Genomic DNA, 14144 nt, shown 5'->3' with positions numbered 1-14144 from the left:
ACAAAAAGTGGATTCGATGAAAAGGGAGGAGTTAGATGTCTGATTTTGATCAGCTTGTAAAAGAACAAATGCAGCTCATGGATGAGCTGCTCGACGTGCAGGGAGAACTCGATCTATGCTTAGAAACAGAAAAACAATTGCTGCAGGATGAAAAAAAAGAAGAGTGGCACAGGCTTTGTGTTCAGATCAAACAGAAACGTGAGGAACTGCAAAAAGTGCAAACCTTATTTACAAAACAGACAGAAGAGGTCATCAATTCATATAAACAGATGGAAAAGAGTTCTAGCGTGATGTAAATCAGTGTGCCGTTCAATTGGGTTGAATGGCTTTTTCATTTCATTTTTTAATGATGTAACGGTATAATATAATAGAGACATGTTTAGTTGGGAAATTAGGTCTTTGGACTGTTAGGTTTGTTTGTTATAGAAAGTAGGGGAGAAAATATGGGCTATCCCAAGGAAGGAGAAACCATCCAAATTCAAAGCTATAAACACAATGGCTTGATCCACAGGATTTGGAATGAAACCACCATTCTGAAAGCAACGGAATTGTGTATCATTGGTGCAAACGACCGTACAATGGTGACTGAATCCGACGGCCGTACTTGGATGACGAGAGAACCGGCTATTTGCTATTTCCATGCAAAACAATGGTTTAATGTAATTGGGATGCTTAGAGATGATGGGGTATATTACTACTGCAACATCAGCTCTCCTTTTGCGACAGATGATGAGGCAATTAAGTATATTGATTACGATTTAGACGTCAAAGTCTTTCCAGACATGACGTACAATATTTTGGATGAGGACGAATATGCAGATCATAAGAGGCAGATGAATTATCCAAAAGAAATCGATAGTATCTTAAGAGAGCATCTGAATACATTACTGCATTGGATTCACCAGCGGAAAGGTCCGTTTGCTCCTGAATTTGTGGATATGTGGTATGAACGTTTTTTACATTATACAAAATAAGCAAGAGCATCAAAAAACCTGTTTGGCTTTTTAGGCTAACAGGTTTTTGACTGCGTACGGATAAGAGGCACTGATAGATTGGGAAGGAGATTTACATGGGGGTCATTAAACGCTACATGGCTTTTGTAACACCGTATAAAAAACAGATTGCATTGACAATGGTCATCGGGATGATTAAATTCTCGATTCCGTTAACATTGCCTCTGCTTTTAAAGTATGTCATTGATGATGTCATTCAAGGCTCGGGGTCGCCTGAAGAAAAGACATCAACTCTACTGATCATAATGGGAATCATGCTCGTATTATTTTTAGTGATGAGGCCGCCTGTTGAATACTATAGACAATACTACGCACAGTGGACAGGCAGTAAAGTATTGTTTGATATTCGGGAGAAGCTGTTCTCGCATATTCAAAAGCTAAGTCTTCGTTATTATGCCAACACGAGAACAGGAGAAATTATTTCAAGAGTGATCAACGATGTGGAGCAGACAAAGGAATTTGTCATCACAGGTCTTATGAACATTTGGCTGGATATGATGACTGTACTGATTGTGATTGCTATTATGTGTACACTGGATCTGAAGCTCACCATCGTGTCTGTCATTATTTTCCCGCTATACGCGTTTGCAGTAAAGTATTTTTACGGACGGCTGCGCAAGCTGACAAAAGAGCGGTCACAGGCGCTGGCAGAAGTGCAAGGGCATTTGCACGAGCGTGTTCAAGGAATGCCGGTCATTCGAAGCTTTGCGATTGAAGAATATGAACAAGAGAATTTTCATGATGAAAACAAAAATTTCTTAAACAAAGCAATCAACCATACGAATTGGAACGCCAAAACCTTTGCCGTCGTCAATACCATCACTGACATTGCACCGCTGTTAATCATTGCATTTGCTGGCTACACTGTGATTAACGGGTCGCTTTCGATTGGGACGATGATCGCCTTTGTCGGCTATATTGACCGGATGTACAATCCGATTCGCCGTCTCATTAACTCATCCACGACGTTAACCCAGTCCGTTGCGTCAATGGATCGGATTTTTGAGTTTATTGATGAGCCATATGAGGTCACAGACCGGCCGAATGCAAAAGAAGCCAATCATTTAAAAGGAGAGGTCGAGTTTAAAAATGTGTCGTTTCGTTATGAACACACGCAGGAAGAGATTCTGCACAACATCTCCTTAAAAGTAGAAAAAGGACAAACAGTTGCGCTTGTAGGAATGAGTGGCGGAGGAAAATCGACACTCGTCAGCTTAATTCCAAGGTTTTATGATGTCACAAACGGGTCACTTGAAATTGACGGCATTGATATCAAAGAGTACAAAGCAAGAAGTCTTCGAAATCAAGTCGGAATGGTGCTGCAGGATACATTCCTATTCAGTGACACGATTAAAGAAAATATTGCGGTTGGTGACCCTGAAGCACCTTTTGAAAAAATCGTGTCGGCTGCAAAAGCGGCAAATGCGCATGATTTTATTATGTCTCTTCCTGAAGGATATGACACGAAAGTAGGAGAACGGGGCGTGAAGCTGTCAGGCGGGCAAAAACAGCGGATTTCTATTGCAAGGGTATTTCTTAAAAATCCACCGCTGTTGATTTTAGACGAAGCGACGTCTGCACTTGATTTAGAAAGTGAGCATTACATTCAAGAAGCGATGCAAAAGCTGGCGAAGGATCGCACAACCTTTATTGTCGCACACCGATTATCAACTATTACACACGCTGACCAAATTGTGGTCATGGAACAAGGCGAAATTGTGGAAAAAGGAACACACGAAGAACTAATGAACCAAGACAGCCACTATCGTCATTTATTTACCATTCAAACATTAAATTAGTAGAAGCCTATCCGATTCTAGCGGATAGGCTTTTTTATGTTGTCAAAAACATGACATATTTCCCAGCTTGTCTCAATACAATTTTAAAAAGTATGACGGGGTGGTGAATATGTGAAAGAACAAGACGTGCTGCTAGATGTCAAACAGCTGTCCATTGCGTTTCAGCAAAAAAAGCAAAAAGTGCCCATCGTCCATCACATATCGTTCTCGATTCAAAAAGGGGAAACATTAGGGATTGTGGGCGAATCTGGCTGCGGGAAAAGTATCACAAGCATGTCATTAATGGGTCTGAATCAGCAAACCGATACAACGGGCGAGGTTCATTTCGAAGGGCAAAATCTGCTGTCACTTTCAGAGAAACAGTGGCGAGAGATAAGAGGAAATGACATTTCAATGATTTTCCAAGAGCCTATGACCTCTCTGAATCCATTAATGACCATCGGCAAACAAATGACGGAAGCCCTTTTCACACATCAATCAATCGGTCAAAAAGAAGCAAAAGCGAAGGCGATTGATCTTCTTCAAACAGTTGGGTTGAAGCAAGCGGAATCTCTGCTTAAAAAATATCCACACGAATTATCAGGCGGCATGCGCCAGCGTGTGATGATTGCGATGGCAATGCTTTGTCATCCAAAGCTCATGATCGCTGACGAACCGACAACTGCACTTGATGTGACCATTCAAGCGCAAATCCTTCGTCTGCTCAAAAAGCTGAACGAAGAGATGGACACTGCTATTTTATTTATTACCCACGATCTAGGCGTCGTGCGGCAAATATGCCAGCGAGTCATGATTATGTATGCCGGTCGAATTGTAGAAGAAGGAACCGTTGACCGTATTTTTCAAAAACCTCTGCATCCCTACACGAAAGGCCTTTTCGCCTCAGTTCCATCGTTTAAAGAGAAAAAAGAAAAACTCATCTCTATTGCAGGTCATGTGCCTAAGCCAGGGGCCATCCGGTCCGGCTGTCAATTTGCACCACGCTGCCCATATCAAATGGCGCAATGTCTTGAAAAAGATCCAGCCTTACAATCCATTGAACAGAATCACCGCGTGGCATGTTTTCTAATGGAAGGAGGAGAAGACACTGAGTCACCCACTCTTACAAGTGAATCAGCTGACAAAACGGTATGACACAGCTGCTTTTTTTTCTAAACATAAACAATCGACTTTGGCTTTAAATCAAGTCTCCTTTCACGTGAAGGAAGGAGAAACGCTTGGCATTGTTGGTGAATCAGGCTGCGGGAAATCAACACTTGGCAAAAGCTTGATGAGATTGACTGAACCGACGTCAGGCTCTATTCAATTAAAAGGGCAGGAGATCACCCTTCTGAAAGAACGAGACATGCGTTCCTTAAGAAAAGATATTCAAATGATCTTTCAAGATCCTTATGCTTCTTTAAATCCGAGAATGAAAATCAAAGATATTTTAGAGGAACCGCTGATTGTTCATCATCATGGGACGAAAGCAGAAAGACGGAAACGGGTTAAAGAGATGCTGCACATTGTTGGATTTGATCCTTCCTACGGGGAACGTTATGCGCACCAATTCAGCGGCGGACAAAGGCAGCGTATTGGCATTGCTAGAGCGCTCATCACGCACCCAAGTCTTGTCATTGCCGATGAACCAGTTTCGGCTTTAGATGTATCCGTTCAAGCGCAAATTTTGAATTTGATGCTTGAATTACAAAAGACGCTTTCTCTGACGTATCTATTTATTTCTCACGACCTTGGTGTTGTCAGATATATGAGCGACCGGATCGCCGTCATGTATGCTGGGCGCATTGTGGAGATGGGGCCTGCCGAAGATGTGTTTCACAGCCCGCTCCATCCTTATACGTCGCTGCTTCTGAAATCCATTCCACATATGGATTACGTACTAGAGGCGCAAGACGTGGCAGCTGAAGAGACCACAATGACGGAACGCGGCGGCTGTCCTTTCTACAAAAGGTGTCCAAAAAGATGGGAGAAATGCTTGAAAGCAGTTCCTGCTTTGTATGAGGAGGAACCGGGGCACGCGGCCGCGTGTTATTTATATCAAAAGGAGGAATACAATGAAGAAGACATGGTTATTCAGTAGTTTCATTTTTGTGCTGGCACTGGCGCTCTTTTTAGGGGGATGCTCGTCTTCACCGACATCGGAAGAAAAGGCAACAAAAGATACCCTCGTATTTGGCAGAGGGGGAGATTCCACTTCACTAGATCCAATCACAACGACAGAAGGCGAAACCTTCAAGGTCACAGAGAATATATTTGAAAAGCTTTTGAATTACGGTGAGAAAGACACGACCATCCATCCTGGCCTCGCAACAGAATGGGATGTTGCAAAGGACGGAAAATCATACACGTTCTACTTAAGAGAAGGTGTGAAATTTCATGATGGCTCAGACTTTAACGCAGAAGCAGTGAAATTCAACTTTGACCGCTGGATGAATGGAGACGCAGAAAAGTTCCCTTACTATGGCATGTTTGGTGGCTATAAAAAAGATAAAGGGCATGTCATTAAAGACATCATCGTCAAAGGCGAGCATGAAATTGAATTTCAGCTAAAGCGCCCGCAGGCGACATTCCTCAAAAACATTGCCATGTCACCATTTGGCATTGCCAGTCCAGCGGCCGTTGAAAAAAGCGGTGATTCATTTAGAGAAAATCCGGTGGGGACAGGACCATTCAAGTTTAAAGAGTGGAAGCAAAACGACCGTATCGTGTTAGAAAAGAATGACGATTATTGGGAGAAGGATAAACCAAAGCTGAATCAAATCATCTTCCGCTCCATTCCAGAAAACTCTGCTCGTTTAAATGCCTTGAAAACAGGCGAGATCGACTTAATGGATGGCGTGAATCCGTCAGATTTAGATGGCATTAAAACCGACAAAGCACTCCAGCTCATTGAAAGACCATCGATGAACGTAGGCTATATCGGTCTGACCGTCACAAGAAAGCCGCTTGATAACAAGCTGGTTCGTCAGGCACTCAATTATGCGGTCGATAAAGAATCGATTATTGAGTCATTCTATGGCGGACTTGCTGAGCCAGCAAAAAATCCATTGCCGCCAGCTTTAGAAGGCTACAATGACGACATTGAGCCATATCCGTATGATCCAGAAAAAGCGAAAGAACTATTAAAAGAAGCGGGCTTCCCTGATGGCTTTCGCATCAAACTTTGGGCGATGCCTGTACCACGTCCATACATGCCAGATGGGATGAAGGTAGCAGAAGTTATTCAGTCAAATTTTGAAAAAGTCGGTGTCAAAGCAGAAATTGTGACATATGACTGGGCGACCTATTTAGATAAAGCAAGTAAAGGGGAAGCAGATGTGTTCTTATTAGGCTGGACAGGAGACAATGGTGATCCTGATAATTTTATTTACACACTGCTGGACAAAGACAGCATTGGCGGTAACAACTATACATTCTTCGAAAACGATAAAATGCATGACATCCTCATTGAAGCGCAAACAGACACAGATCAAAAGAAACGAAATGAGCTGTATAAAAAAGCACAGGAAATCATTCATGACGAAGCGCCTTGGATTCCATTGGTGCATTCAATTCCAATGCTTGCCGCATCTAATGATTTAAAAGGCTACCAGCCGCATCCAACTGGTTCAGAGGCTTTAACTGACGTGTATTTCGAATAAGCAAATAAGGGAGATCATGTATCTCCCTTATTCAAACAAAGATGAAGGCGGTGAAAGCTGTTTGTTTGCTTATTGTATGAAGCGGGCAGGAATGCTCATCCCAGTACTGATCGGAATGACATTGGTCGTGTTTTCAATTATTCGTTTTATACCTGGAAATCCAGCGCAGGTCATCTTAGGACAGCGGGCAACGAAAGAGGCAGTAGAACAATTAACGATCCAGCTCGGTTTAGACCAGCCATGGTACGTTCAATATGGTCATTATATGCTTGGCCTTTTAAAAGGGGATTTAGGGACTTCCATTCGAACAGGAGCGGCTATTGCCCAGGAAATGAAGCCCTACTTATTTGCGACGTTAGAATTGACCTTTTTTGCCATGGTGCTGGCGATTGTTGTGGGAGTGAATGCCGGAATCATCAGTGCCTGGTTTAAGCATTCTTTCTTTGATTATGCCGCGATGTTTATTGCACTCATCGGAGTGTCCATGCCGATTTTCTGGTTAGGCTTAATGGGGCAGTGGCTGTTCTCGATCGAATTAGGTATTTTGCCGACAACGGGTCGAGAAGACGTAAGGAATCCAGTCGAGTCGATTACGTATATTCACACACTGGACACGCTTTTCCAAGGCCGGTTTGATCAATTCGCTGACAGTATCAAGCATTTGATCTTACCAAGTACAGCACTCGCCACAATCCCTGCTGCAATTATTGCGAGAATTACAAGGGCAAGTATGCTGGAAGTGCTTCATTCAGATTTTATTCGAACAGCAAAAGCAAAAGGGGTACGTTCATTGTTCATCATTTATCAGCATGGTCTGATAAATGCGCTCATTCCGATCTTGACGATTATTGGTCTTCAGACAGGCCTCTTACTTGGTGGAGCGATTTTAACAGAAACCATTTTTGCTTGGCCGGGAATTGGCCGGTATATATATGACGCCATCAGTTATCGTGATTACCCAGTCATTCAAACAGGCATTCTCGTCGTTGCGCTCATATTTGTCCTGATCAATTTCATTGTGGACATCTTGTATGCGGTTATTGATCCAAGGATTAAATATTAGGTTAGGGAAGGAGAGTGACAATATGGAAGCACAAAAAGAGCTTGACCCACCTCAGCCAAAAGATGAACGCCCTCAATCATTGATTCTTGAATCAATGAAACAGTTCTTTCAGCACAAGCTGGCGGTCATTGGCAGTGTGATTGTCTTTTTATTTCTCATCCTAGCGATCTTTGCACCGCTCATTGCTCCTTATGGAATCAATGAACAATCACTTGGTGAGCGATTTAGTGCCCCCTCAGCTGCACACTGGTTTGGTACAGATGATTTCGGTAGAGATATCTTTTCAAGAGTTGTGCATGGAGCACGGATTTCCTTATGGGTCGGTTTCTTCTCGGTTCTCGGGTCTGTCATTTTAGGCACACTGCTTGGATTGATAGCTGGCTATGGCGGAAGAGTGCTAGATGCTGTGATCTCAAGATTGTTTGATATTTTACTTGCTTTTCCTAGCATTCTCTTAGCGATTGCTATTGTCTCCATCCTAGGCCCCTCCTTACAAAATGCCCTTATTGCCATTGCGATTATTAATGTCCCAACTTTTGGACGGCTCGTTCGTTCAAAAGTACTGAGTATTAAACAAGAAGAATACGTGCTGGCAGCAAAGGCGGTTGGGATGTCACACCGCCGCATCGTGCTGCGCCACATTCTGCCAAATAGTATGGTGCCGGTCATCGTACAGGCGACGCTAGCGATCGGAACGGCAATTATTGAGGCAGCGGCTTTAGGCTTTTTAGGATTGGGTGCACAGGCGCCAAGTCCAGAATGGGGAAAAATGCTCGCCGACGCGAGACCTTATCTCGTTCAAGCCCCTTGGACATTATTCTTCCCAGGGATAGCAATCATGCTGACGGTTCTAGGCTTTAACCTGATGGGGGATGGATTAAGAGATACACTAGATCCTAAAATGAAGAAAATAAAATAAGACCGATTCTCAGAATCGGTCTCAGCGCACTGACAAACCCTCGCATTCGGTGTCAGTCCTGCGTGCCGGTGCTCACGAATACTCAATTCGCTCCGCTCCAGTACTCGTTCTTCCTAGACTGCAAAGGTTTTCAGAGCACGCTGAAAAGAAGACAAAGAGATAAAATCAAGATCATTTTAGCTCTTTGTCAACAATTTAAGACCGATTCTAGGAATCGGTCTTTTCTGTTTATGCTTCTTTTTCTTCTGTCTCGATTTCACTATCTTTTGGGTGATACGTCTGGAAGCTTGTAATTAATGTATCTAAATGCTCTAATTCATCACGGTATTCGATGATGCTGGACATGACATTCAGCATGTTGTAATCGAGTAAGTCATTTTCTTGGTTTTGCTGATGCTGAATAAATGATTTCGTTAACGTCTCAAGGCGAAGAGAGCATTCATTTTGAAATTCATCGTCCTGCGGCTTCATTTTTCCGACGAATTTCATCAAGGTGCGCTCATGCCAATACAGTAAATAATCAATTTCATCCGTTAGGCTTTCCCTGAAATGCTCTGGCATCAAATGAATCTCATTTTCTAATTTATGAAGCTTTTTCAGCAAATATAGCGCGCGATTTGATGCCATAATGGCCTGCCTGAACAAAACAAGCTTTCTTGATTTGACATAGGTGGTTTTCTTTAAATAGCTTCGTTCTTCTTTGTATAACAAGTAAATGTGATCTAATTTGATCATGCGTTCTTTTATTTGATCGATGTCATCCTTTAAAGTGGAATGATCAGTAGACTGTCTGGAGGTCAGACGGATCCATTTTAAAATCTCCTCCGTATTTTCCATAATGTGATGAACAAGCTTTGTTTCATACTTTGGCGGCAGGAAGATTAAATTCACTAAAAATGAAGAAAGAACTCCTAACACCACAGTAGCTGTTCTAATTAAGGCAAAGGAAAGGAAATGATCCCCTGCACTTTCTAAAATCGCGATGACGGTTACAAGTGCAATTGGAATTGTGTGTTCAATCTTCAGCTTTAAATTAATGGCGATAACCATGACGGCGGTTAAACCGATAATGACTGGTCCTGTGCCAAAAAGCAGACCGAACGTAATGGCAAGCGCTGCTCCAATAATATTGGCTTGCACTTGATCAACAATGGTTAAAAAAGATCGATAAATAGATGGCTGGATAGCAAATACAGCTGCAATTCCCGCGAAGACGGGCGTTGGCAACCCAAGCCATGTTGCCAGGTAAAGCGCGAGTACAATGGCAATACCAGTTTTTAAAATACGGGCTCCAAGTTTCATTGGTTTTGTCCCTGCATTCCTTTCTTTTCGATAATAGATGATCACTCGTCATTTATCATTCATATTTTGATGAAACAACTAAGTAATATACAGCGGTCTTCCGAAATATTCAAGTGATTTTTGAAAGTTCATGAAAACATCAAAAGAAGGTATTGAGAAGAAATGTAACAGATTCGCACGCTTTTGACAAACAAGAGCCGGTCAATAAAAAAACAGGCGCATGTTTTTACGCCTGTTTTGGACTTCATTATGATTGTTTCAGCTGTGCAAACGCATGATCTACTGCTTGCAGCGTCTCGGAAATATCTTTTTCAGTATGTGCAATTGTTAAGAACCAAGCTTCATATTTAGAAGGAGCGAGGTTAATGCCTTGCGCGAGCATTAATTTGAAGAAGCGGGCAAACATTTCGCCATCCGTATTTTCAGCCTGCTCGTAGTTCACAATCGTTTCTGTTGTGAAATAAATTGTGAGAGCACCTTTTAAGCGATTCACTGTAATATCTACTTGATGCTTTTTGGCATGGGTTAAAATGCCTTCTTCTAACATAGCGCCAAGCTGATCAAGACGTTCGTAAACGCCGTCTTCTTTTAACACTTCCAAGCAGGCAATACCTGAAAGAATGGATGCAGGATTTCCTGCCATTGTGCCAGCTTGATAGGCTGGTCCAAGCGGAGCCACTTGCTCCATAATTTCTTTTTTACCGCCGTAAGCACCGATAGGAAGTCCGCCGCCAATAATTTTTCCTAATGCAGTAAGGTCAGGTTTTACTTGAAGCAAGTCCTGTGCACCGCCATACATAAAGCGGAAAGCGGTAATGACTTCATCATAAATCACCAGTGCGCCTTTTTCATGTGTGAGGTCATTGACCTGCTGCAGGAAACCGTCCTTAGGTTCCACGATGCCGAAGTTCCCGACAATTGGCTCGACAAGGACAGCAGCTACTTCATCGCCCCAGCGATCCAATGCTTCTTTATAGCTGTCAATATCATTAAATGGAACGGTAATGACTTCATTGGCGATACTCTTTGGTACACCCGCGGAATCAGGTGTTCCTAAAGTGGAAGGACCAGAGCCTGCTGCCACTAGTACAAGATCAGAGTGGCCGTGATAGCATCCGGCAAACTTAATAATTTTTGTTCTGCCTGTATATGCGCGAGCTACTCGAATCGTTGTCATCACCGCTTCTGTACCTGAGTTGACAAAACGAACTTTGTCCAAAGCAGGCATGGCTTCCTTCAGCATTTTAGCAAAAGTGACTTCATGCTTCGTTGGTGTTCCGTAAAGGACACCTGTTTCAGCCGCTTTCGTGATGGCTTTTGTAATATGCGGGTGGGCGTGTCCTGTAATAATTGGACCGTATGCTGCTAGATAGTCGATATAGCGGTTTCCGTCAACATCCCAAAAATAAGCGCCTTCTCCTCTTTCCATCGCAACGGGTGAACCGCCGCCTACTGCCTTATATGAACGAGACGGGCTGTTGACACCTCCAACAATGTGCTCCAGCGCCTCTTGATGTAATTTTTCTGATTCTGTGAATTTCATAAATAGCCTCCTATCTCAACGTATCACGTCGCTATCATTATTTTAACATGCCGATGCAAGCGTCCTTAGTTGAATATCCTTTCAAAATTGGATAGGCTAATTAAAAAATAGGTTGGAGGGATTGTGTCATGACAATCGAAGTAGGGCAGCAAGTACCTGACATTGAATTAACCGGTGACAATGGGGAGAAAGTAAAGCTTTCTGATTTTAAAGGAAAACATATTGTTCTTTATTTCTATCCAAAAGATATGACACCAGGCTGTACAACAGAAGCATGTGATTTCCGCGACCGCCATCAAAGCTTTGCAGAACTAGATGCTGTCATTATCGGCGTAAGCCCAGACAGTCAGGACAAGCACCAAAAGTTTAAAGAAAAACATGATTTGCCGTTCCTGCTTCTTGTAGACGATGAACAGAAATTGTCTGAAGCCTTTGGCGTATGGAAGCTGAAAAAGAACTTTGGCAAAGAATATATGGGAATCGAGCGTTCAACGTTTCTTATTAATAAAGAAGGCACGCTTGTGAAAGAATGGCGAAAAGTAAAGGTGAAAGACCACGTAGAGGAAGCGCTTGAGGAATTGAAAGCTCACGCTTAATATCCTAACAGGATGAGATCGGCAGTCATGCCGGTCTTTTTTGTAAAGAAGAATAGGTAAAAAAGAGGATTGTAATTGACAAAGTTTCGGCTCTGGGGGTACACTATTTATAAAGATTACAATATAAGAATATTTTTGAAGAGAGGTGCATGATGAAATGGCTGCTCACGAACTAAAAGACGCTTTAGATGCTCTAAAAGAAACCGGTGTTCGAATTACTCCGCAGCGCCATGCCATCTTGGAGTTTCTCGTAAATTCTATGACTCACCCAACCGCAGACGATATATATAAAGCACTTGAAGGAAAATTTCCAAATATGAGTGTCGCAACGGTTTACAACAATTTACGAGTCTTCCGGGAATCTGGATTAGTAAAGGAATTAACGTATGGTGATTCCTCAAGCCGATTTGATTTTGCGACATCTGACCACTACCATGCGATTTGTGAAAACTGCGGAAAAATCGTGGACTTTCACTATCCTGGCCTTGATGAAGTTGAACAGCTTGCATCCCATGTGACGGGCTTTACAGTTAGTCATCATCGCTTGGAGATCTATGGAACTTGTCAAGAATGTGCGAAAAAAGAAAATCATTAATGAAAAAAGCTGACCGGTTAAATGGTCAGCTTATTTTTATGACTTTTTTCGATTGTAGGATTCATCAAACTCTTTACCTTCTAATGCTGGATCAAGTGTAAGCGGCTCCCTGCAATGCATGCACATGTCCACACGCCCAAGCACTTTTGTTTCCTTCTCACAGCCTGGACAAACGACACGTACTGCCTTCGTAGAAAGCATACCAATCCAAAAGTAAACGGCTGTACTTAATCCAATCGATAAGACGCCGAGCAGCATAAAGAAAGTCGACAGCCAGATCGATTCCTTGAAGAACACACCGATATACATGATCAGAAAGCCAACAAAAACCAAACTAAGTGCAAATGTTCTGATTTTATTAATCTTACTGGAGTATTTCGCCATCCCTAGTCCCCCTTATCTCCAATATAGCACATTTTACCTTTCCGTTTGAATTAGTTATAGAGTTTTGTGAATAAATTGCTTATAATGATTCAATGATCTTTTTTCATGTATTGAAGGAATTTTGATTCTATGAGGAGAAATACATAGCATTAGAGAAGAACTTTACACCCGAGTATTGGAGGAATCACTATGGAAAATCTTCTCCGTCCTATTTATCAAGAGAGAGCAAGCCATCCAGATACATTAGCTGTGATTATAGTAGAAAGAAGACATAAAGTATCTTCTGAGACGGATAACTTTGATGCAGCACTTTTAGTCATCGTAAAAGAAGCGGAAGAGCCGTTATTTATCAAGCACTATGAATCCGATCACCAAACAGCTTCTTTAAACGTTGTCACAGATGATCAACTGAAGGAATGGATTACCCTTGGTACTAACCGCCGAATCATCGATTGGATTTTGAATGGAAAAGTTCTGTTTGATCGAAATGAATATATCTTCAACTTAATTGATGAACTAAGTACATTCCCGTTTTCAAACCGCAAGCTCAAAATCGGTTTAGAATATGGCAAGCTCATTCGCAGATATATAGAAGGAAAAGCATTTTTTGAGTCAAATCAATTCCTTGATGCATATAATTCCATTGTGCATGCCCTGCATCACTTAGCACGTATTGAAGTAATTGATAAAGGCTTCCACCCAGAAGTGACCGTTTGGAACCAAGTGCGTCATATGGAGCCGGAAGTATACAAACTTTATTCAGAACTGATTGAAAGCCATGAGAGTCTGCATAAGCGTTTGGAACTTTTATTTTTAGCAAATGATTTTTTGATCCATTCAAAAGCAGAAATTGGTGCCGCTCATTTGCGTCATGTCATGGAACAGAAGGATATATGGCTTTTTGGTGAGCTTCTTGCACACCCTGATCTAAAGTATTTCACGCCTGACCTCAGCGTGATGATTGATTTCTTTGTGGAAAAAGGAATTGTTCAAGTGGAGCCGATTGAGACAAAGGGACAAAAAATCTATCATCGAGGATATTTTGTGAAAAAAGATATTGACGCATGAATATTATGATGGTATATTATTAAACGTCGCTAACGAGCAACTGAGTTGCTTTGAAAGAAAAGCTGACAAAAAGAAATTCTAAAAAACGCTTGACGCACACGGTGCTCAAATGTTATATTAAGAAAGTCGCCTCTGAGCGATAACGAACATGATCTTTGAAAACTAAACAAGACAAAACGTACCTGTTAATTCGAGTTTTTATAAAAAAATCCTATGATACT

General features: G+C 42.0%; 14 protein-coding genes. 11 read left to right on the top strand and 3 right to left on the bottom strand.

Features of this window, described 5'->3' with window-relative positions; all coding sequences use genetic code 11:
• Positions 1 to 35: 35 nt before the first annotated feature.
• From AC3WTB_RS17065 to AC3WTB_RS17030, 8 genes are all read left to right on the top strand, one after another.
• Positions 36 to 296, top strand: coding sequence for a YgaB family protein (locus tag AC3WTB_RS17065; RefSeq protein ID WP_268475053.1), 261 nt, complete (start codon positions 36 to 38; stop codon positions 294 to 296).
• 147 nt (positions 297 to 443) lie between these two features.
• Entirely contained in the window at positions 444 to 974 is a 531-nt protein-coding gene (gene ntdP, locus AC3WTB_RS17060) for a nucleoside tri-diphosphate phosphatase (protein ID WP_024425209.1), read from the top strand.
• Positions 975 to 1069: 95 nt separating this feature from the next.
• Positions 1070 to 2812 (top strand): ABC transporter ATP-binding protein, encoded by a 1743-nt coding sequence (locus tag AC3WTB_RS17055; protein ID WP_099663068.1) that lies wholly within the window; start codon positions 1070 to 1072, stop codon positions 2810 to 2812.
• A 111-nt stretch (positions 2813 to 2923) separates the two neighbouring features.
• Positions 2924 to 3946: an ABC transporter ATP-binding protein gene (locus AC3WTB_RS17050; protein WP_492334002.1), complete on the top strand. Its 1023-nt coding sequence runs from the start codon at positions 2924 to 2926 to the stop codon at positions 3944 to 3946.
• Positions 3900 to 4892, top strand: coding sequence for an ABC transporter ATP-binding protein (locus AC3WTB_RS17045; RefSeq protein ID WP_492334081.1), 993 nt, complete (start codon positions 3900 to 3902; stop codon positions 4890 to 4892). Before AC3WTB_RS17050 ends, AC3WTB_RS17045 begins: the two co-directional genes overlap by 47 nt.
• Complete coding sequence (locus AC3WTB_RS17040) at positions 4867 to 6453, top strand: ABC transporter substrate-binding protein (RefSeq protein ID WP_492334001.1); 1587 nt, start codon at positions 4867 to 4869, stop codon at positions 6451 to 6453. The genes AC3WTB_RS17045 and AC3WTB_RS17040 overlap by 26 nt, the downstream gene beginning before the upstream one ends.
• A gap of 61 nt (positions 6454 to 6514) precedes the next feature.
• Complete coding sequence (locus AC3WTB_RS17035) at positions 6515 to 7516, top strand: ABC transporter permease (protein WP_492334080.1); 1002 nt, start codon at positions 6515 to 6517, stop codon at positions 7514 to 7516.
• A 22-nt stretch (positions 7517 to 7538) separates the two neighbouring features.
• Positions 7539 to 8435, top strand: coding sequence for an ABC transporter permease (locus tag AC3WTB_RS17030; RefSeq protein ID WP_048240058.1), 897 nt, complete (start codon positions 7539 to 7541; stop codon positions 8433 to 8435).
• 228 nt (positions 8436 to 8663) lie between these two features.
• Here AC3WTB_RS17030 and AC3WTB_RS17025 read toward each other — a convergent pair whose 3' ends face one another.
• Positions 8664 to 9737: an FUSC family protein gene (locus AC3WTB_RS17025; RefSeq protein WP_039177329.1), complete on the bottom strand. Its 1074-nt coding sequence runs from the start codon at positions 9735 to 9737 to the stop codon at positions 8664 to 8666.
• A gap of 247 nt (positions 9738 to 9984) precedes the next feature.
• Positions 9985 to 11280, bottom strand: coding sequence for a glutamate-1-semialdehyde 2,1-aminomutase (locus AC3WTB_RS17020; protein ID WP_064497769.1), 1296 nt, complete (start codon positions 11278 to 11280; stop codon positions 9985 to 9987).
• A gap of 128 nt (positions 11281 to 11408) precedes the next feature.
• Between AC3WTB_RS17020 and bcp the strand changes: the two genes are divergently transcribed.
• Both bcp and perR read left to right on the top strand, forming a co-directional pair.
• Positions 11409 to 11876 carry a thioredoxin-dependent thiol peroxidase gene (bcp, locus tag AC3WTB_RS17015; protein WP_024425791.1) on the top strand — a complete coding sequence of 156 codons (468 nt, stop codon included), beginning with the start codon at positions 11409 to 11411 and terminating at the stop codon, positions 11874 to 11876.
• A 157-nt stretch (positions 11877 to 12033) separates the two neighbouring features.
• Entirely contained in the window at positions 12034 to 12471 is a 438-nt protein-coding gene (gene perR / locus AC3WTB_RS17010) for a peroxide-responsive transcriptional repressor PerR (protein WP_003217782.1), read from the top strand.
• Between the two features lie 36 nt (positions 12472 to 12507).
• Here the strand turns inward: perR and AC3WTB_RS17005 are convergent, their stop codons facing one another.
• Positions 12508 to 12855, bottom strand: a complete 348-nt coding sequence (locus tag AC3WTB_RS17005; protein WP_024425201.1) for a YgzB family protein — start codon at positions 12853 to 12855, stop codon at positions 12508 to 12510.
• Positions 12856 to 13044: 189 nt separating this feature from the next.
• On the opposite strand from AC3WTB_RS17005, the gene AC3WTB_RS17000 reads away from it, so the two are divergent.
• Positions 13045 to 13923 (top strand): nucleotidyltransferase-like protein, encoded by an 879-nt coding sequence (locus AC3WTB_RS17000; protein WP_024425790.1) that lies wholly within the window; start codon positions 13045 to 13047, stop codon positions 13921 to 13923.
• Positions 13924 to 14144 lie beyond the last annotated feature (221 nt).

It is taken from the genome of Bacillus sp. EB106-04-04-XG123 (assembly GCF_058791855.1).
Note: the sequence above shows the minus strand (reverse complement) of the source record. Positions and strands in the feature narration are given on the sequence as shown.

What these genes read in the sequence shown, in the direction of transcription:
- AC3WTB_RS17065 (WP_268475053.1), top strand. Translation starts at nt 36, where the DNA reads ATGTCTGATTTTGATCAGCTTGTAAAAGAACAAATGCAGCTCATGGAT.
- ntdP (WP_024425209.1), top strand. Translation starts at nt 444, where the DNA reads ATGGGCTATCCCAAGGAAGGAGAAACCATCCAAATTCAAAGCTATAAA.
- AC3WTB_RS17055 (WP_099663068.1), top strand. Translation starts at nt 1,070, where the DNA reads ATGGGGGTCATTAAACGCTACATGGCTTTTGTAACACCGTATAAAAAA.
- AC3WTB_RS17040 (WP_492334001.1), top strand. Translation starts at nt 4,867, where the DNA reads ATGAAGAAGACATGGTTATTCAGTAGTTTCATTTTTGTGCTGGCACTG.
- AC3WTB_RS17030 (WP_048240058.1), top strand. Translation starts at nt 7,539, where the DNA reads ATGGAAGCACAAAAAGAGCTTGACCCACCTCAGCCAAAAGATGAACGC.
- AC3WTB_RS17025 (WP_039177329.1), bottom strand. Translation starts at nt 9,737, where the DNA reads ATGAAACTTGGAGCCCGTATTTTAAAAACTGGTATTGCCATTGTACTC.
- AC3WTB_RS17020 (WP_064497769.1), bottom strand. Translation starts at nt 11,280, where the DNA reads ATGAAATTCACAGAATCAGAAAAATTACATCAAGAGGCGCTGGAGCAC.
- bcp (WP_024425791.1), top strand. Translation starts at nt 11,409, where the DNA reads ATGACAATCGAAGTAGGGCAGCAAGTACCTGACATTGAATTAACCGGT.
- perR (WP_003217782.1), top strand. Translation starts at nt 12,034, where the DNA reads ATGGCTGCTCACGAACTAAAAGACGCTTTAGATGCTCTAAAAGAAACC.
- AC3WTB_RS17005 (WP_024425201.1), bottom strand. Translation starts at nt 12,855, where the DNA reads ATGGCGAAATACTCCAGTAAGATTAATAAAATCAGAACATTTGCACTT.
- AC3WTB_RS17000 (WP_024425790.1), top strand. Translation starts at nt 13,045, where the DNA reads ATGGAAAATCTTCTCCGTCCTATTTATCAAGAGAGAGCAAGCCATCCA.